Origin of the sequence: Bradyrhizobium sp. HKCCYLRH3099 (genome assembly GCF_051167855.1) — a bacterium.
Classification (GTDB): Bacteria; Pseudomonadota; Alphaproteobacteria; order Rhizobiales; family Xanthobacteraceae; genus Bradyrhizobium.
On sequence record NZ_JBNPTW010000001.1, the window covers coordinates 228,628 to 248,206 of the forward strand.

At 66.0% G+C, this 19,579-nt stretch carries 12 protein-coding genes; 7 read left to right on the forward strand and 5 right to left on the reverse strand.

What is annotated here, in order from left to right; all coding sequences use genetic code 11:
• Positions 1 to 10: 10 nt before the first annotated feature.
• From ACQR1Y_RS01095 to ACQR1Y_RS01115, 5 genes are all read right to left on the reverse strand, one after another.
• Positions 11 to 1,225: a type II secretion system F family protein gene (locus ACQR1Y_RS01095; RefSeq protein WP_434878226.1), complete on the reverse strand. Its 1,215-nt coding sequence runs from the start codon at positions 1,223 to 1,225 to the stop codon at positions 11 to 13.
• Positions 1,226 to 1,229: 4 nt separating this feature from the next.
• A complete protein-coding gene (locus ACQR1Y_RS01100) occupies positions 1,230 to 2,906 on the reverse strand; it encodes a GspE/PulE family protein (protein WP_434878225.1) in 1,677 nt (558 codons plus the stop codon).
• 83 nt (positions 2,907 to 2,989) lie between these two features.
• Positions 2,990 to 3,388: a tetratricopeptide repeat protein gene (locus ACQR1Y_RS01105; protein ID WP_434878224.1), complete on the reverse strand. Its 399-nt coding sequence runs from the start codon at positions 3,386 to 3,388 to the stop codon at positions 2,990 to 2,992.
• Positions 3,389 to 3,552: 164 nt separating this feature from the next.
• Positions 3,553 to 5,853, reverse strand: coding sequence for a type II secretion system secretin GspD (gene gspD, locus ACQR1Y_RS01110; protein ID WP_434878223.1), 2,301 nt, complete (start codon positions 5,851 to 5,853; stop codon positions 3,553 to 3,555).
• 134 nt (positions 5,854 to 5,987) lie between these two features.
• Positions 5,988 to 7,703, reverse strand: a complete 1,716-nt coding sequence (locus tag ACQR1Y_RS01115; protein ID WP_434878222.1) for a hypothetical protein — start codon at positions 7,701 to 7,703, stop codon at positions 5,988 to 5,990.
• Positions 7,704 to 8,695: 992 nt separating this feature from the next.
• Between ACQR1Y_RS01115 and ACQR1Y_RS01120 the strand changes: the two genes are divergently transcribed.
• The 7 genes from ACQR1Y_RS01120 (at position 8,696) to ACQR1Y_RS01150 (ending at position 19,521) form a co-directional block, all read left to right on the forward strand.
• The gene (locus ACQR1Y_RS01120; protein ID WP_434878221.1) at positions 8,696 to 13,570 is read left to right on the forward strand and encodes a helicase; all 4,875 of its coding nucleotides are present in this window, start codon (positions 8,696 to 8,698) and stop codon (positions 13,568 to 13,570) included.
• Between the two features lie 34 nt (positions 13,571 to 13,604).
• Positions 13,605 to 15,071: an SUMF1/EgtB/PvdO family nonheme iron enzyme gene (locus ACQR1Y_RS01125; RefSeq protein WP_434878220.1), complete on the forward strand. Its 1,467-nt coding sequence runs from the start codon at positions 13,605 to 13,607 to the stop codon at positions 15,069 to 15,071.
• Between the two features lie 173 nt (positions 15,072 to 15,244).
• Positions 15,245 to 15,934 carry a DUF4399 domain-containing protein gene (locus ACQR1Y_RS01130; RefSeq protein ID WP_434862237.1) on the forward strand — a complete coding sequence of 230 codons (690 nt, stop codon included), beginning with the start codon at positions 15,245 to 15,247 and terminating at the stop codon, positions 15,932 to 15,934.
• Between the two features lie 1,180 nt (positions 15,935 to 17,114).
• Positions 17,115 to 17,783, forward strand: a complete 669-nt coding sequence (locus ACQR1Y_RS01135) for a Crp/Fnr family transcriptional regulator (protein WP_434878219.1) — start codon at positions 17,115 to 17,117, stop codon at positions 17,781 to 17,783.
• Positions 17,784 to 17,873: 90 nt separating this feature from the next.
• The gene (locus ACQR1Y_RS01140; protein WP_434878218.1) at positions 17,874 to 18,077 is read left to right on the forward strand and encodes a YgaP family membrane protein; all 204 of its coding nucleotides are present in this window, start codon (positions 17,874 to 17,876) and stop codon (positions 18,075 to 18,077) included.
• 69 nt (positions 18,078 to 18,146) lie between these two features.
• A complete protein-coding gene (locus tag ACQR1Y_RS01145) occupies positions 18,147 to 19,034 on the forward strand; it encodes an MBL fold metallo-hydrolase (protein ID WP_434878217.1) in 888 nt (295 codons plus the stop codon).
• 109 nt (positions 19,035 to 19,143) lie between these two features.
• A complete protein-coding gene (locus tag ACQR1Y_RS01150) occupies positions 19,144 to 19,521 on the forward strand; it encodes a hypothetical protein (RefSeq protein ID WP_434878216.1) in 378 nt (125 codons plus the stop codon).
• Positions 19,522 to 19,579 lie beyond the last annotated feature (58 nt).

The window sequence follows — 19,579 nt, forward strand, 5'->3', positions numbered from 1 at the left end:
CTGATCTCCTCTACCCGACGAGTTGCGTCACCGACAGCAGCGCGCTCATCACCGACACGATGAGGCCGCCGACGACGGCGCTGATGAGAATGATGGCCGCGGGACCGACGATGCCGACGATGCGATCGAGGCTCCGCTGCAGCTTCGCCTCGTAGAACTCGGCGATTCGCCCGGCGAGCACCGGCAGCTGTCCGCTCTCCTCGCCGATCCGGATCATCCGCGTCGCCATCGACGGCAGAACGTCCCCCGCAGACAGCGCATCCGACAGCTTGCCGCCGTGACGCACACGATCAGCCGCAGCATTCCACGCCGCCCCGCTGCCGGTCACCGACATGATGTCGAGGAGAATGCGCAGGCTCGCCGTCAACGTCAGCCCGCTGCCGAGCAGGATCGCAAGGTTGCGGCAGAACAGGCTGGTGCGGTACGACTGGAACACCGCAGCGAGACCCGGCAGCCGCGACAGCCGCGCGATCAGCGCGATGCGCACACGGGCGCGACCGAGCAGGACGACAACTGCAATCATCAGCGCACTCGCTGATGACGCTAGCGCGAGAGCGTTGCCGCGCACGAAATCCGAGATGTCCAGGAACGTCGTGATGGCCGCGTCGCGATCGGCGCCGAAATCGCGCAGCACGGCCGAGAACTGCGGCAGCACGACCACGAAAAAGAACAGCATCACAAGGCTGGCGGCGACCAGGACGAACAGCGGATACTGCATCGCGTCGCTCAGCTTGCGGCGCATCGCCTCGGCGCGCGCCCGCTCGGCGCCGAGCAGTTCGAGCACGTGGTCGAGCGTCCCCGACGCTTCCCCGACCCGCACCAGCGCCAGATACATTGCAGGAAACTGCTGGGGATGCTGCGCCAGCGCCTCCGCCAGACTTTCGCCGGCCAGGACACTCGATCGTAGCCGGCCGACGACCGGACGCAACCGGCCGATATCGGCGTCGCCTGCCAGCAGTTCGAGCGACTCCTCGAGCCGCGCTCCCGCCTTCAACAGCAGAGCCAGATCGCGCGTGAAGGTCGTGACGTCGGCCGGCGAAGGACCACCGAACCAGGCCAGCGTGTCCCGCGCGGCAGACCCCGCAGGACTTTCCTCGAAGGTCTCGATCGGCATCAGCCGCAGATATTCGATCCGGTCGATGACATCCTTGGCCGTCGCGGCCGAGATCGTGCCGTGCACGACGTCACCCTTCTCGGTCAATGCGCGATAGCGGAAGGTGCTCACCTGTTCACCTCAGTGTCGCCACGCGCAGGATTTCAGCGACCGACGTCACGCCCGCCCGGCACTTGGTGAGGCCATCGTCGAGCATCGTGGTCATGCCGCTGCGCATCGCAGCGCGATCGATCACGCCCGCATCGGTCTTGCCGTGAACCATCGACCGGATCTCGGGATCAAGTTCGAGGATCTCGAAGATCCCGAGGCGGCCGCGATAGCCGGCGCCGCCGCAACGCTCGCAGCCGGCCGGCTCATAGACGGTCTCCCCGGCATTGAGACCGACCGCCTGAAAGCGCGGATCGGCATGGAGATCGTCGGCGCTCAGCCTGCGCCGCGACCTGCAATGGTCACACAGCCTGCGGACGAGCCGCTGCGCGATCACGGCGCGCAAGGTGGAGCGAAGCAGAAAGTCCTCGACGCCGAGGTCGAGCAGCCGCGGCACGGCGGCCGCAGCGTTCTCGGTGTGCAAGGTCGTCAGCACCAGATGGCCGGTGAGCGCCGCGTGAACGGCAACATGGGCGGTCTCGCCGTCACGGACCTCGCCGACCATGATCACGTCGGGATCCTGCCGCACGAACGATCGCAACGCGCTCGCGAAGGTCAGACCGACGGCCGGCTTGACCTGCGACTGGTTGATCCCCGGGATCTCGTACTCCACCGGATCCTCGATGGTGAGGATCTTCCGCGTCGGTTCGTTGAGGATCGACAGTGCCGTCGCGAGCGTCGTGGTCTTGCCGCTGCCGGTGGGCCCACAGATCACGATCATGCCGTGGGGCAGCGCGAGCAGCCGGCGCAGCGCTCGATCGTCATGGCCGGCGAAGCCGAGCTTCTCGATCGACAGCAGTCCGCGATCCCTCGGCAGCAGCCGGATCACAGCGGATTCGCCATGCTGCGTCGGCATCACCGCGACGCGGACGTCCAGCTCGAAGCGGCCGATGTGAAGCCGCGCGGCACCATCCTGCGGCAGGCGCCGCTCCGCAATGTTGAGCCCGGCGACGATCTTGATCCGCGAGATCACGGCCTGTGGCAGCACGCCGCCGGGCGCCGGCAGCGGCTTCAACAGACCATCGACCCGCATCCGGATCGACAGACCGTTCCGCATCGCCTCGACATGGATGTCGCTCGCACGGAGTTCGACCGCCTGCTCGAACAGGTCATTGACGGCGCGTACCACCGGCGCACCGGTGGCGAGGTCGCGCAGGCTGTCGATGTCGTCCTCGCGCAGCTGCGGCTGCGGCTGCGTCGGCTCGGATCGAACCGAACTCTCGTCCTCGCCCGCCAGCCGGCCGAGCGCGGTGACGATGTCGTCAGACGACGCCACCACCAGTTCGACCGGACCACCAAATACCAACTCAGCCGCGCGCACCGCCGCCGTATCGCGGGGGTCGGCGACCGCCAGGCAATTCGGGTGATGCGACGATTGAAACGGGAAGATGACCGTCTCGCGCAGGAAACGGCGGGAAAAATGCTCAGCAAGCGGCCGGGCCGCGAGCAGATCGGCCAACGCGATCCGCGGCAATCCGAGCTGGTGCGCAATCGCGTCGGCGAATTCGGGAGACGCCGGATCCAGCGACTCTGCTGCACCCTCGGCCGGCGTCCGCAGAGTCGCGCCCCCCAGCGCAGCTCCATTCGGAGCCAACTGAGAGCCCGTGGGACGATCGACCGCGTGATGAAGAAACGTCGAAACCATGGCGCTTTCCGAGGATCGCGGCCGATCACCTCATGCCGAGGCCGAGATGGAGAGCCGTCGTCCGAGACCTTACGTTTTCGATTTCAAAGATGACGCTTATGAGATGAATGACTTAGAACAACTACAAACCTGGTTCTGCTGCGACGACACGATGGGGGGCCGAGATGAGCGCGCTGCCAATTCAGCGACAGATTCTGGCCTTCCACGATCTGTGCCTGCGACATCTTCGAGGCGACGGCATTGCGAATGCGCAGGTAAGGCTCGCGCAGGCGCAGCGGCGCCGCGGCCGCCGCGAGGTTCAGCCATTTGTAGGCCAGCACCAGATCCTGATCGACGCCATGGCCCTTGTCGTAGCTCAGCCCGAGCAGATGCTGCGCCGCGGGCTCGCCCCGCTCGGCGGCTTCGATGTAGAGCTCGACCGCGGCATCGTAGGACTGCGGAACGCCAAAGCCGTTGTCGTACATATAGCCGAGCGTGGTCATCGCGCGCGGATGTCCCCGCTGTGCGAGGGGCGCCAACAAGGCGGCCGCGCGGACATAATCACCTCGCGCGAACGCTGCCCAGCCGTCACCGCGGGGCCGGGCTTCGGCGCCGACAAGGCCGAGCGACAACGCCAGGACGCCGGCTATGATGACCGAGCGCCACCTCATCGCGTCGTCCGCGACGTCTGGAGGGCGCTGGTCGAGACCGGCCTGATGGTGCCGCGCAGTTTCGAACGGAGCTCCTCGGCGACATAGTGGGCATCGGTGCCGTCGCGGATGATCTGCGGGCGAATGAAGATGATCAGCTCGGTGCGGCCCCGCGTGCGGTCGGTGTTGCTGAACAGCTCTCCGAGACCCGGGATCTGATCGATGCCCGGAACGCCGCTCCGGCTGCCCTGGCGGGTCTCGCTGATGAGGCCGGCGAGCAGCACCGTCTGGCCGCTCGCCACCGCAACCGAGCTCTTCACCTTGCGCTGCGCTACCGTGGGCGTGAGGCTGTTGGCGGTCTGCGGCGCGACGTTGCTGATTTCCTGCTCGATCTCCAGCCGCACATTGCCGTTCTCGTTGACCCGCGGCGCGACGCGCAGGATGATTCCGGTGTTGCGATAATCGATCGTGTTCACGACCGTGTTGTTGGTGGTCAGCACGGTGGCGCTGCCGGTCGAGACCGGCACCTGGTCACCCACCTGCAACGTCGCTGCCTGATTGTCGATCACGACCAGCGAGGGGTTCGACAGCACCTTGACGTCGGTCACCGTATGCAGGGCGCTCAGGATCGCGCTCGGCTGCGATTCCGAGCCGATCAGGAAGTTGAAGCCCGGGAATGCGCGATTGAGGAAGGCGTTGGTGATCGTGCCGGCGGCCGACGCGACCGTCGCCGGCGCTGAGGTCGAGGTGGTGTTCAGCAGTGACCCCTGATCGGGGCGCAGGCCGAGATTCTTGCTGGTGAGGAAGGCCTGCACGCCGTAGTTCAGATTATCGTTGAGGGTGACCTCGGCGATGGTCGCGTCGATCGCGACCTGCAGCTGCGGTCGATCGCATTGCCGCAGCGTGGCTTCGATGATCCGGTAATTCTCACGGTCGGCGTAGATCAGCAGCGTGTTGTTGACGACATCGGGCGTGATCCGCACGCCGTCCATCAGCGGCTTGCCGCTCCCGGAGGACATGCGCGGCTCCGCGGGCGCATCAGCCGGCGCAGGCGGCGGCGTCCCGCCGAAGCCGCGCGTGGCCACCAATCCGTTGCCGCCCTGCTGCTGGCTCGAAAAACCCGATTGCGCCGTAGTCCCCGCGGCCGACAGCCGCTCGCCGCTTGAGCTGGTCGTGGTACCCGATCCCGGAGCGATGTCCGTCGACGACGCGTCCGCCGCGCTGCCCGCGCTCCCGATGAACATGTCGTTCAGCACGCGCGCCATCTGCCGCGCTTCACCGTATTTCACGCGGTAGACATGCACGCTGTTGCGAAGCGTGTTGCCCGCGTCCAGCCGCTTGATCCAGGTCTCGGCGGTCTTCAACAAGGCCGGCTTGCGGCTGATCACCATGATCGCATTCATCCGGCTGACGGTCTGGAACTTGACCATGTTCTGGCCGAGCCCGCTGTCGCCGGTATCCATGATCTTCTCGAGCTCGGCGACGATCGGCTCCGGATTGCCGTTGGCGATCGGGAAGATTCCGACCGACTGGCCGCGCATCCAGTCCGCATCAAAGCTCAGCGCGGCCTCGGCCGCGGTGCGGCGCTCCACGCCCGTTCCCTGAATCAGCAGCACGTTGCGGCCGGGATCGGCGCGCACCATGCCCGGCTTGAGCGCGAAGCTGTCGAGCAGCTTCAGAAGCGTCGGCGCCGAGACATATTGCAGAGGCAGCGCCGTGATGCCGTAGCCGGCTTCCGCCGAGGCGCCGGAGGCATCGACGGTGCCGGCCCCCATCGCCTCGCCGAGCGGTATCAACCGATAGCCCGAGCCGTCGCGCACGAGCGCCGTGCCGGAGAGGCGGAGCGCGTTTTCGAGCACATACGCAACATCGGTCTTCGCGACCGGGCGCACCGACGACAGGCTGACCGTCCCCTGAATTCGCGGATCGATCGTGTAGCCGACGCCGAGAATATCGCCCAGCATCACCTTCGCGACCGTCGCGATCGGCGTGTTCTCGAAGTTCAACTCGAACCCGTTGCCGACCGCCTGCGAGTGAGCGGCGACCTGCTCGACCGGAATCGCATTCGTGGCCGGCGCTTCCGCGCGCGCGTCGCGTGCGCCCCTGATATCGTCGTTGCCGCCGTAGATCTCGGCGCGCGCACGGCGGGCGGCCGGAGACTGCTCGGGCATCACCTGCCTCGGATAGCGCGGTGAAAGATCGAGCCGTCCCACCTTGTCCATGACGTCGTCGCGGTTGTCACTGCCGAGCGTTGCGGGATTGCAGCCCGCCAAGACCAATGACAAGCCGAGCGACATGACGGCCGGCATCACGAGCATGCGGACCCGCAATCGATCGCGTCCAGAATCAACGATATTCAACACTCACCCGCCCACCTGATGTGCCGAGTCTTCCGTCGGTTTGTCCCCGGACGGCGTGACCTCCACGCCGCCCTGGGGAAATCGTCCGCGCCCTACCAGAGCCAGCCGACGCCGGCGAGCACCCGGTCGGACATCGCACCGGCCGCGCTGTGGTCGATGACCTTGGTGTAGTTGAGCTTGTAGACCAGGCTCGGATTTGGGAAGATGGCGACGCCGACGTCGTGGAACGTCATGTCGCCGCTGCCCGTGACGTTGTTCAGGCCGTTTCTTAGATCGGCGCCGAGCATGCCGGAAGTCTGGAAGTTCTGCCGCGTATAGCGATAGAACGGCACGATGTCGTAGTCGTTGGGCGCGCGGAAATGATAGGCGATCTCGCCCGAATAGCCCCACATGGTCTTGCCGACATTGTTCGTGTCGTCGAGATCGTTGTTGGCGCGCAGGTTCTCCGGATTGGAGAAATGCACATAGGCATATTCGCCGCGGAACTCCAGACCGGTGTTCGGAACGCGATAGCGGGCTTCGGTATTGAAGATCGTCATCGCATTCTTGCCGAGCAGCGTCTCGGTGCCGTCCGCCTCCGTCGCATAGGCGCCGCGCGGCGTCACGTTCGGCGAATAGTAGATCGCCGAGCTGCCGGCGAACCCGGGAAGGAAGGACGGCGCATAGCTGAGGCGGAACGTATAGGCGAGCTGGTTGCTCAGCTGGCGGTAATCGCCGATCGGTGCCTTGGACAGCGCGAGCGCCTCCGAGCCGCTGATGCCCGCCTCGTAGCCACCCGAAACGATATGGCCGTTGTCGCCACGATGGGCGAAATCGTCGCCGAAATCCTCGGCGCTCTGGCTGACCTGGAACTGGTAGTTCAGGCCGTCGACGATCTTGCCGTAGAATCCGGCCGACGGCGCGTACCAGGTCGTCGGGATCAGGCCGTTGGCGAGCTCGGGACGGCGCACACTGTAGAACAGGGTCGGCTCATGATACAGATTGATGAAGGAGATCGGGATCAGATCGATACCCGGCGACCGCAGGGTGAAGTGGTCGTTGAACTTGATGTCGAAGAAGGCCTGCTCGACCTCGATCGCGCCATGCAGCTTGTCATCGTTGTCGAACGCCGTGCCGCCATGCTCCCATTCCAGCTCGGCATTGAAAGTAATGTAGTCATTGACCTGATAGGTCGGCAGCAGCACGAGGCGGGCCATGTCGAAGCCGTTCTGCCACTGACCGTTCGCGGCCGGGTTCTGCATCGAGCCGAGCTTGATTTCCCCATACATGCCGATGCGCATGCCCGGCACGGGTGACGGCGCGGCACCGAACAGATCCCTGCCGGGCGTTGGCGGTGGCGCCTTGAGATCTGACGCCGGCAAGAACTTCGGCTTCGGGTCGGAGTCGGCGAACGCTGCCGCCATGCGCGAGACCGGAGAAGGCGACGCCGTCTCCTCGGCTGACGCAGAGGCCGTCTTGCCGTCCTTCGGGCCCGCGAACGGCACCGCGGTGACACCCGGCTTCGCGGCAGGCTGGGCCATATCCCACGCCTTCCCGTGCGTGTCCTTCGCGCCGGTCAGTGCCACCGAGTCGGAGGGACGCCGCGACGCAAGCGAGGCGGACTGCCCGACACTCGTCTTCTTCGCCTTGGCATCCTTGAGCTCAACCTGGAGCGTATTGATGCGCTGTTCCATCGCGTCGAGCTTCGCCATGAGCGCCTTGACCGCCGCTCCCTCGGCGGGGCGCGCATGGGAATCGTCGGCGGCTCTCGCCGCGACCGCGCCGAGCGCCAATGTCGATGCCGCCGCGAGCAACGATGAGACGATCATCCCGCGGCTGCGCGCTGCACGAGCACCGCGACAATTCCTCAGAGCCCCGCTTGGAGACACCGGGGCGCCAGTGCGCTGGGCATTGCAGCTTATCAAGACCATTCGTCGGACCTCCCCATGATTGAAGCGCGGGCGATTTTCCCCTGCCCGCGCCACAGAACCGCTCGTGCGCAACCGCGACCCATTCGCGCTAGAAGCGTGCGATGTCGATACTTGGGCTCGCCGGCGATGCTCGCGTGTCAGCAGTTTGACGCCATCAGCAGGACGGGTCCCTGGGAGCATGGCAGGCTGCGGTCGACCGATGACTCCGTCGTGCGTCAGGACGATGCTAAGTCGCTCAACGGCCTATTGATTGTTCCGAGCTCCATGCGCCGCACGCGAACAACCAACAGCTGGTCCTCAGCGGTTGTATTTGCATCGTCGCGCAGCCACGCAGCGGCCGGCGCCACAGTTTTTCCGGCGCGGCCGTACTTCGATAGACATTGCGGTCGGGCGATGGCGCAGATCGGAGATGGATCTTGAAATCAAAAGACAAAAGCGGGCTGCCGGCAGGAGTGAGATTGCGGCGAGATGACGCATGATGAGTTCAATGAGCGTTGCAAACGCGGAAGCAAATACCTGCCGCCGACGATCAAGGCAGCTCATGACACGCGGCGACGGACTGTTTAAAGAAATTCTAAAACGCCATCGTCCGGCGTTCGCCCGATTCCTTGGAATGATTACAAATCAGTTGGTTCGGCCAACTCATCAGGCCATCACGCGATGATCCTCCCATCATTACGCCGCATTGCCTTCCCCTATTGCTCATCAGTTAGTACGGCCTGACTTGCTCGTTACAGTATTCGTGCAGATGGCAGGCCGTCGCTATCCATGTCTGATGATCGCGGCCGATGATCGCGACTGCAATTACTGCAAGGCAACACGAGTTCGAAAATAGGCTTGTCAATGAACCGATTGCTTCGCTCCAGGGCGACCAGGATTGGAGGCGCGTCATGAACGCAATCCATCGGATGGAGATGATGACCGAACCGTTGCAGACGCTGCTCGGCCATCTCGCCGAGACGGTCGCGCACGATGCGCCGACGATCGAACGCCTGCCGGATCGTTCGCTCACGGCTGGACGGCGCCAAATCATTCATCAGCACGAGCTTGAAGGACTGCCCGGCGTCACTTTCAACACGTTCGATGCGGACGGCCCGGTGTGGCTGTCGATCGAATGCCTCGCCGCAACCGAGCCGCCGGTCGTCGCGGACGATCTCGTCCGGTGGATCGACGTGTCGTCCGATCCGGAGCGGCGCCCGTTGGTCCGGCAGCGCGTGACGATCACGGTGCAAGCCGCGGAAAAGGAGCGGCTGATCGCGGACGGCGATGCCCGCGCCGAGCACTGCACGCCTGCGGCCGGCCACGAGGATGGCGTGGGACTCTGGAGCGTGCGGCTGTGCCTCGAGCAGCGCGCCGACCTCGTGCAGCGCCTGGAGCACTATCTCGGCGGCCCGTGGGCAGCCTGGGCAGGCGCCGAGCGGCCGCGCCGCCGCACCATCGCGATCTATCAGACCCTGCGGGAGCTGGCGCGCGCGGACGGTGCCGCGGGCCAGCAGCGTGGTTGCGAGATCGTGTGGGGCATCGGCGTCACGCGGTGGCGCCGCCATGGGCATGAGCTGGAGCTTCCGTTGCTCGAGCGGCTGGTCACGATCGAGGTTCTGGACCGCGCCGACGCTGAAATCAGGATCAGGCCGCGGCTGGCGGCCGCGACGGCACATCTGAAACCATTCGAGGCGCTCTCGCCGGCCACCAAGCTCGCGGCGCATGCGGCCGAGCAGATGCTCGAGCGCGGCGCGGAGCTTTCGCCCTTCCAGCCCGCCACCTTCGAGCCGATCCTCAGCGCCATCGGCTCGCAGCTGGACCCGCAAGGGATCTATTGTCCGACGCTGCCGGATTCAGCGCTCGTGCTCCCCGAGGAAAGCGAGCAGCTGGTCGTCTCCGACCGATGGGTGCTGTTTGCGCGGCCGCGCTCGGACCTGCTGCTGCTGCGCGACATCGAACGCCTGAGACGCGCGATCGACTACACGCCCGGCGCCGAGTGCTGCCTCGGCCGCATGGCGCAGCTCCTGCTCGGCGGCCCCGATCACGACGGCCATGACGGCCCGCGGCTTCGGCTGTCCGGTGTGATCGGCGAGCGGATCGATATCGCGCCGGAGACGCAGGTCGCCACCGATCGGGGGGACCTGTTCTTTCCGCTTCCCACCAACTCCGACGAGATGGAGATCGTACGCCAGCTTCGCCGCTCGGACGGGGTCATCGTCAGGGGCGCAAGCGGGCCAGACCGGAGGTCCGCGATCGCCAATGTGGTCTGTCATCATCTCGCGCTCGGCCTGCGCGTCCTGATCGTTTCACGGCATGACATGGCGCTGTCGCTGCTCGCGACCACGCTGCCCCGGCCGATCCGCGATCTGACGCTCGATCTGACCGGCTCCGACGCCGATGTGTTGAAGCGCGCCGAGGGCGTGATCAGCCGGCTGCAGTCGATCATCGACGTGACGGGCCTGCGCGATCAGGCCGAACAGGTCAATCAGCTCGAGCAGAGCATCATCTCGACCAGTCACGCGATCAGCCGTCTCGACGACGAGATCGCCGACATTGCAAGCCGCACGCTCCTGCGCTCCGGGACGAACGCCCCGTCATTCGAGGACCTGGCCACGCTGGTGTCCGACCGCGACGCCTATGCATGGTTCACGGATCGGCCTCTCGGCTATCTCGGCGAGAGCGACCTGCTCGTGGCGGCCGTCGAACAGGCTCGGGCGGCGCGGCTGCGGCTTGGCGACGACCTCGCCTTCGTCGACGATCCGCTGCCGGATGTCTCAGCCCTGCCGGACACCGCGACGCTGGTGCGTCTGCATCGGGGTCTGCAGCCGGTCGCTGCATCGATGCCAGTCGACGGCGACAAGGACGAGCTGGCGCGGCGCGTCGTCAATGCCCTGGAGCCGGACGGCGCGGAGAGGTTCGCCGATGATCTCGATGCGCTCGCGGGGGCGCACCGGGTGGTCGCCGGCGAACCCTGGCTCGCCGCCTTGTCGCCGCTCGGCGCGCAGCCCGATATCCCTCCAACCAGCGCGATCCTGGTGGATTTTGCCCGCGACGCGTCATCGCTGTTGACGCGGCGGAGCAGCTTCCTGGTGCGGCCGGTGGAGACGCCCACCGACGCGTTTGCCAGCGACCCCTTGCTGGCGGTCATCGAACGGCTCGCGTCCGGTCAAAGCGCGGTCGCGACATTCTCGCTGTCCGGGCGCGCGCTGAAGCGGACGCTGGACGACATCAAGGTGTCGGGCTTCCGGCCCAAGAGTGCGGCCGATTGGGCCCATATTCGCGACTATCTCCTCTGGCGGCGTCACCTGCACTCGCTCGACGTGCGATGGCGGTCGCTGGCGGACGAGATCGGCGCGCCCACGCCGGAGCAGGACGGGTCCAACACGCTTCACGTCCACGAGCGCGTCGTCAGGCAGGTCGAAGTCGCGATCGTGATGGCGGAGCTGGCAAAGCGCAACGTCCGCACCGCCGCTGCAAAGCTGTCCATGCCTGACGATGCGATCGCCGGCCTGCTCGCCGACGCCTCGCGGCTGACCGCGCTGGCAGCCGCGATCAGGAGCGCCGTGGCGCGCGCCGCGCAGCAGCGCCACGAGCTCGCGAGGCTGACCGAGCTGTTTGATGGCGGCGGGTCGATCAACGCGCAAGTCCAGGCCGACATCCTGTCGCAGCTTGGCCGCGCCGACATCGAGCTGCGCGACATGGAGACGCGATGGACCGCGATTCGTGCAAGGCTGCAGAGGCTGCACGATCGGCGCCAGGACCTCGAACTCATTCGCGAAGTCTGTGAGTCCGTGACCGAGGCCGGTGCAGGCGCGCTCGCCCGGCGGATCCGAACCGAGCCGGCGCGCCGGGATCACAGCGATCCGGTGCTGGTCGCGGACTGGACGATGGCCTGGAACTGGGCCGTGCTGATGCGGCAGACCGAAGGTGTCGGCCAGCATCAGCGGCTGCATGATCTGTCAGGCCAGCGCGCGCTCTTGGAAACGCGGCTGCGCGAGCTGTTCGAGCAGGTGGTCGTTGCACGGATGCAGTTGCACCTCGCGCAGAACACCGGCGGCGCTGTCCGCCAGAGCTTCGATGTGTTCCTGACCACCCTGCGCAAACTGGGGACGAGCTGTTCCGGTCCCAATGCCGGCCGGATGCGTCAGGTCGCGCGCGAGGCACTCGAAACCTGCCATGACGGCATTCCCTGTCATCTGCTGCCCGCCTGGCGCGTCGCCGAGCAATTGCCCGCGCGTCTCGGCGCGTTCGACCTCGTCGTGGTCGACGACGCATCGCAATCGGACTTGCGCGACCTCACCGTCCTGCTCAGAGGCCGGAAGGTTCTCGCCGTCGCAGATGAGCTTGAGAGAGAGGAGACCGACGCTCCGGCTCGCGTCGACGTCGGAGGCATCGCTCCCGCCGGTCTCGGCGGCCTGCCGCTCTCGCTGCGCCAGCTGATGCCGGCAAACGCAAAGCTGTGCGATCTGCTCGAACGGCTGTTTCCGAACCGCGTGATCCGGCTGCGCGAGCACGCCCGCCGGATCGATCCGCTCGCGATGTCGATGGCGGGCCCGTCGCAGCCATTCGCGCCGCCGCAGGCTCCGCCGACCATGTCGGATGTTGCGGCAGTCTCCGCAGACGCGTCGGAAGATCAACTCTCGGCAGCGCTGGAGGATGAGATCGCCAGCGTCGCCGAAAGCCTGTCGCTCGCGCGTCAGGAGCGGCACGCCGAACCGCCCTTGCCGGCAGAGGCGTCGCCGCCGCCGTGGCTGCGCAGCCGGGCAGATGCGGCCAAGATCGATCGCGACATCCATGCATCGCACGGACCGCACGCGATCGATGATCGAGTCGTGGAGACGGCGCCGGCTTTCGCCGATGTCGCAACAACTCCGATCGCCCGTGCGACGCCGGCATCGGAAGCGACGACGCCCGTCAATGCCGATCCGGCGCATCTCCATGCGATCATCGCCTCGGCGCAGCGACGGCGGCCGCTCGATGCCGGCGCGCCGATGCGGCGCCCCTACCGCAGCCGCGCCATTGCCGCGGCCGCGGTCATCGCGGTGGCGCTGGCCGGCGGTTCGATCTACTGGCAGCCGGCATCCAGCCGCATCGCAAGCTCGTGGGGCTCCGTCTCGAGCCAGTTGGCGTCCTGGACGGCAACATCGTCGACGACAGCGGCGCCGGCGAGCACCGAGCCGCGCAAGGTCACCGCGGAGCGGATGACGACGGGCGCCGCGAGCATGGCGGGCCGCGAGACTGCGGGCTTGCCGGACAACCTTCCGTCGCACGCCGTGCTGTATCAGGAGGATTCGCAGGATCCGCTCGGCAAGCGCTATCTCGGCAAGGTGACCTGGCGCGTCGAGCCGGCCGCCGGCAGCGTGCCCACCTCCATCAAGGGCGACATCGAGATCGACAAGCGGATGAAGGCGACGCTTTCGCTGCGGCCGAATACCGAGAACGACATGCCGGCCAGCCATATCATGGAGTTGAAGTTCAACTGGCCGGACGACCCGGCTCATGCGGGCGTCGACACGCTGAAGGGTGTCAGCATGAAGATGAAGGAGGCGGGCCGCGGCGCCGCCCTGGCGACGCTCACGGCCAAGGTGACGCCGGAATTCTTCATGATCGCGCTCTCGGCCGGCGAGGTGGACGCCAAGCGGAACGTCCTGCTGCTGAAGGGCAAGGAATGGATCGATATTCCGATCGTCTATAACGGCGGCAGCCGCGCCGTTCTTGCGATCGAAAAGGGAGCAGACGGTGATCGCGCTTTCAAGGACGCATTCAGCGCCTGGGGACAATGAACGGGACGCCGTGCCGGGGCATGGCGGTTCGCGCGTGAGCGGCGGGATCAACGTCCTCAGGCCGTCGCTCGCCCCTGTCCCCGGCGGGCCCGAGCGGTCGCTTGAAGCCGTGAGCTATCCGGTGCCTTGCGACCAATGCGGCCGCGTGGTGAATGTGGCGCTGAGCGCGCTGCGCGCCCCGAGCTTTCAAGACCTCGCCGAGCAGCTTGCATGCCCCGACATCCAGGCCCGCCGCAGCAAGCGCGGTGGGCTGCTCATGATGATGTGCGGCGCTCTGAAGCAATCGCTTGCCGAGCGCTGCGACCGGGCCGAGGTCGAGGCCACCGCGCCTGTTCGCGGCGAAGCCGGCCGCGTGGTCTGCAACATCCCCGGCATTTCCATCGCTCAGCATACGCCTCAGGAGGCGCGCAGCCTTGCACTGATGTGGAAGGCGCACGGACAGACCAAGCTGGCGGCGCGGCTGCGCGACGCCGCGGCCAGCGCCGAACGCCGTCCCCTGCTCCGAACCGGCATGGCCGCCGGCCTTGCGCTCCTGTTGTTCGCGATGGCAGGCAGCTGGCTCCTGCTCACGCGCCAGCCCACCGCGTCCCCGCCAGCACCGCCGCAAACCGCCGACGCGCCAGTCGCTGCGCCAGACCTCGCCAGCGCAGAAGCTCCGCAGCGCGCCGCCATGGTGCAGGCGGTCGCCAGCGCGACGGCGCCGCTGCAGGATGTCGCCGCCACCACCGCGGCCGACGAGGCGCCAACCGCAAAACTCCCGGGCGCTGTCGCCGCCGCGGAGGCCACGCCCCCGACGCCGCCGACACAAGATCCGGAAGCACCGCGAACCCGCCTGCCTGACGTCGTCATGATCCCCGGTGGAAGCTTTGCGATGGGCGGCACGGAAGCCGCCGAGCTTCCGCTCCATCGTGTCACCGTCAAGCCGTTTGCGCTCGGCAAATATCCGGTCACGATCGGCGAGTGGCGGGAATGCGTCGCCGACAAGGCATGCGCGGATGTCACCAGCGGACCGGACGACAATCCCGTCTCCAACGTCAGCTACGATGATGCGAAGGACTACCTGGCCTGGCTCTCCCGGACCGTCGGCAAGCCATTCCGGCTGCCGACCGAAGCGGAATGGGAATATGCGGCGCGCGCGGGAGCGAACACCAAATACTGGTGGGGCGATCAGATGCGCGCCGGAATGGTCAACTGCCATGGCTGCAACGAGGCGGGCGCGCCGCCGCAGCTGATGAAGGTCGGACATTTTCCCGCCAATCCGTTCGGCCTGTTCGACATGGGCGGCAGCGTCGACCAATGGGTCGCCGACAGCTGGCACAAGACCTATCAGGGCGCGCCGTCCGATGGTTCGGCATGGATCGACGAGCAGAGCTTCATCCGCGTCATTCGTTCCGGCTCCTGGAAAAAGGACGCGAGCTATGCGCGGAGCGGAAGCCGCGATCGTTATGATGGACGGATACGCTACCCGACCCACGGCTTCCGCGTGGCGCTCTCGCTCTGAGATGAGCTGCATCGAGGTCGCCGGCACGGCGCTCATTCGATGCAGCATTTTATAGGAATTCTGATCGAAATCGCCTCGCGAGGCTGAGGGGAACCTCAATTCCGCCGCGCTTGGTTCGATTGATAGTCTGCCCGTTCGGGTCCGTTGTTTTCCAGATTTGTGAGCAGAGCGTTGTGAGTAACAAGACATCCGTGCGGTCGGCGGCGCAATCCGGATTGATGACCCGCCGAGATTTTTCCATTGCGCCGCTCTCCCTTGCCTGCGTCGCTTTCGCTGCGTCGCTGACGCTCGCCCCGCATTCCTCGTGGGCGCAGAGCAGGAGCGCGCCCAAGGACGCCTACGTCTACTTCATCTCGCCAACGGATGGAGACACCGTGAAAAGCCCGTTCTGGTGTCGCTTCGGGCTGCGCAACATGGGCGTGACCCATGCCGGTGACAGCTTCTCCAATACCGGCCACCATCATCTGCTGATCGACAACAACGAACAGATCAGCCCTGGCGAACCCATCCCGCAGGACAGACACCATCTTCACTATGGCGGCGGCGAGACCGAGGCCCTGATCGAGCTGCCTCCGGGCAAGCACACGCTTCAGCTGGTGATGGGCGATGGCATGCACTTCAACTTCGATCCGCCGCTGATGTCGAAGAAGATCACGATCACCGTCGAGGGCGGGTCAAATCGCCGAAACCGTAGCGCCGCGGAGACGCACCACCACAAGAAGCCCATCCGCGCGGCACGCTCCGCCGAAACCTCGACGGCAGAAGCGCCGCCGGACGATCCGTCGAAGTCGGCCGGAGCGCTCGACTTCCTCAAAGGGCTGCTGTCGGGCACGAGTGACGCCGGCACGAAGTCACCGCGTTGAGACATGCGCGAGGGGCCTGCTACCAAAGCAAATTGTCGCTGATCGCCCCGCCAGTTCGGAATACTACGAAGTCGCGAGTCCACAATCGACAGCATGATGGGAGCTGGCGAATTCGACGGGGCTTCGTGAGCTGGCGGCGGCATTTTGTCCTGTTCGGCAAGCCGCAAAGGAAGCCGTCACGGAGTGAGCAGGCAAGCAGCGTGAGGGCCGCGGCTTGAGGTGAGTAGAGCTGGCCCAGCCATCGTTCGCTGTCTGCAATTCTCCAGCGCGATCAGCCCAAGCCCGCCCGCCTTCTTCGCTTAAGAATAATCTACTTGCTATTTTTCAGAATTCATGGTTTTCTGTCTCCATCCCGGCCCGCGAGAGGGGCGCTTCGCGATCGTCACGAGACGTGGGGCCGGAGATGCGGTGGCCGTAAGCGTGCTGCAGCGGGTGTGATGCCTGCCGACGAACAGCGCGTTGCGGACGTGAAAGCGCGTGGTTCTGGCCTCCCGGTGCTGAGGCCAAGCTGGTGGGGATGATCCGCCGGCGACGGGGTCAAGAAGCCGGTCCCCGAGGAGATCGCGCCATAAGCGTGAAAACCATCGCGCGGGGAATGCCGGGTGTCCTCGGCTGAACCTGTGGTGACTGCCGCCTGCTTTTTTTGCTGCAGGCGGGCCATGGGTGCGGCCAGCGCCCGGCATTCCCCGCGCCTTCTCGTCTTGCGAGGGCGGAACGACCGGCACAACTCGGACGCTCTTGCGCCGCGAGACGAAGTCCCGCGCCTTGCGCGACAGGTGTCACGCCGGAACGAACCGGAAACAGAATGGGATTTTTAAGGAGAGAGGGATGGTGCGCTCGGAGGGCGGAGAAAACTTGCCTGTGATCAGCAGGCTGATCGAGTGGAATCCATTTTGAGGCGCTTTGCACGGCCGTCGAGTGCCTTTCAGCGGAGAACTGGTCCTGCTGCTACACCAAGCAAGCGTCGACATCTAGGGCTGCGAAACGGCAGGCGGGATCACGGACGCGTCGCTTCGATTCTCATGGTGACAGGATCTGCGCCAGATCTTGCGTGGCGTTGCCTTATCGGCTGCGACCAAGCGCGAAGCCATCAAAATTCAGCTTGCTTGGGCGCGTCCCTCGACCCGCTCGCAATCTTGTGGCAGAGCGGATGGGCCGGTCTGCCACGTCGGGTGTCTTGATGTCGTCGAATCGAGATTGGACGGACGCTTTCCCTCCCCTGCGGCAGCTGCCGGCGGAGATTTTTTCTCAGTTGCGTGAGGCGAGCCTCATTGTCGAGCTTCCCGAAGGCAGTCGTATCTTCGGGCCCGGCCAGGCGCCGGAATCGTTCCTACTGCTGCTGGACGGCACCATTCGCGTGCAGCAGACGTCGGAGTCCGGCCGCGAGATCGTGCTGTACCGCGTCCAGGCTGGGGAGAGTTGCGCGCTCACCACCGCCTGCCTGATGGGCTATGAGGAATACCAGGCCGAGGGCATCGCCGAGACGCCGATCCGTGCAGTGGCTATTCCGCGTGCGCTTTTCGACCGGCTGATCGCCACCTCGCGCGACTTTCGCCAGTTCGTGTTCACCGCCTTCAGCCGCCGGGTCACGAACCTGTTTCGCGTCATCGAGGAGGTGGCGTTCGAACGGATCGACGTCCGGCTGGCGCAGAAGCTGCTGGAGCTTGCCGGCGCGAAACAGCAGGTTGTGGCCACCCACCAGGATCTTGCCAACGAGCTCGGCAGCGCCCGCGAGGTGATCAGCCGCCAGCTCAACGAATTCGCCAGGCGCCACTGGTTGCGAGTGGCTCGCGGTACCGTCGAGATCACCGACAGGCCGGCGCTCGCGCGGCTGGCCCAGCATGGCTAGAAAGCCAACTGTCTCGGTGACTTAGTTACAGACCGCTCGTCCCCCTGCCGCTTACGTTTGCTCCATCGCAACGCCAGAGGGGAGTGTCACATGACACGGAATGTTGGCAAGATCGACCGACTGCTCAGGATTATCGTCGGACTGGCGGTTCTCAGTCTCGTGTTCGTCGGGCCGCAGACGATGTGGGGCCTGCTCGGCCTGATCCCGCTCGGCACCGCGCTGGTCGGCTGGTGTCCGCCCTACGCTTTGCTCGGCATCAACACCTGCGGAACGAAGTCGGGCCCGACGTCTTAGACCCGGCAGAATGACAGCGGGCACGGGGGCGGCGATGCCGCCCCGGAGCTTCATCGTGGAGCAGCAGCCATGTCCTATCCGATCGATCTCCGTGTGCGGCCCAAGGTGGCCGGCTTCTTCGATCCGGACACCAGCACGATCAGCTATGTGGTGAAGGATCCGTCATCGCCGTCCTGTGCGATCATCGATCCCGTCCTCGACATCGACTATGCGGCCGGTCGCCTCGGCACGCGCTCGGCGGACACGCTGATCGACTACATCAGGATGAACGATCTGCGGCCGGAATGGCTGATCGAGACGCATGCCCATGCCGATCATCTCTCGGCCGCGCCCTATATCCAGGACAAGCTCGGCGGCAAGATCGGCATCGGCGAGCACATCCGCATCGTGCAGGAGACGTTCGGCAAAGTCTTCAACGAAGGCACCGAGTTTCGCCGCGACGGCAGCCAGTTCGACCGGCTGTTCAAGGACGGCGACACCTATCAGGTCGGGCAGATGACCGCCTTCGTGATGCACACGCCCGGCCACACGCCGGCCTGCGCGACGCATGTGATGGGCGACGCGGCGTTCGTCGGCGACACGCTGTTCATGCCCGACGGCGGCACGGCGCGCGCGGATTTCCCCGGCGGCAACGCGCGGACGCTTTTTCGATCGATCCGCAGGATCCTCGAGACGCTGCCGCGCAAGACCCGGTTGTTCATGTGCCACGACTACGGCCCTGACGGGCGTGAGGTGCGCTGGGAGACGACCGTCGGCGACGAGCGCCTCCACAACATTCACGCCCGCGACGGCATGACGGAGGGCGCGTTCGTCGCCCTGCGCGAGGCCCGCGACAAGGCGCTGGGCATGCCGCGGCTGATCATCCCCTCGCTGCAAGTGAATATCCGCGCCGGACATCTTCCACCCGCCGACCACAGCGGAAAGATCTTTTTGAAAGTGCCGATCAACGCGCTGTGATCTCGCGGACGGTCTCATCGTCTGTTGCGCGATCGCGGCGTCACGAAGATGTCAGTTGCCAAGCACGAGCGGTCCGCGCGACGTGTCTGCGCTGGAGAAGTAGTTCGAGATGAGGCGATCTGGTTTCAAGGTGCCCGCGCTGACCCGCCGCCTCGTGGCGGCGCTGGTCGTGGTCGCCATGAGCCTGGTTCCGCTGCTCGGCACGCTCGAAGCGGCAACGGCGGCAGCGGCCGATGGCATCCCTACGCAGCAATGGTCGTCGACGACGACACCTGCGCCGAAGCCGTGCCGGAAGGCCGTGCTCCCCGGCACCGTCAACATCTGTCCCTTCGCCGCGGCGAGCCTCACCGCCCTCCCCGCGGATGACAGCGCAACGGCGCAGCCGATGGCCCAATCCCGGACGCTGTCGTGGCATCCCCGGCATGACGCGCTGACGACGCAATGCCACGCGTCCTCGCCCTACCGTCCTCCCTGTCGCCGCTCCTGATCACCGTTTCGCGCGCGGCGTAACGCTGCGGCTGGAGCGAGCGAAATTCCATCATCGA